The following is a 241-nucleotide window of genomic DNA, read 5'->3' as shown; positions in this document are numbered from 1 at the left end:
ACCAGAGGGGTGCATTGGGACCTAGGAGGTGACATAGCAAAAGGACCAGGCAAAATAATTGGTGGTATTGGTGGAGCTGTCACCAATGGTATCGGGGATATCGCAGACGAAGTTGGACATATCGGAGGTGACATCGCCCACAGACCTGGTAACTTGATCGGTGGTCTGGGAGGACTAGTCGCAGGTGATATAGGAAAAGTAGCCAATATAGTTGGCCATGTAGGGGGTGACATTGCTGGAG

General features: G+C 51.0%; 1 pseudogene. It reads left to right on the top strand.

Features of this window, described 5'->3' with window-relative positions:
- Window positions 1-241, top strand: a pseudogene (locus SM753_RS21100) (hypothetical protein); the annotation flags it as partial.

This window comes from Halostella sp. PRR32, assembly GCF_034808085.1.
GTDB classification, from domain to species: domain Archaea; phylum Halobacteriota; class Halobacteria; order Halobacteriales; family Natronoarchaeaceae; genus Halostella; species Halostella pelagica.
This window is presented reverse-complemented; position numbering and strand designations above follow the sequence as displayed.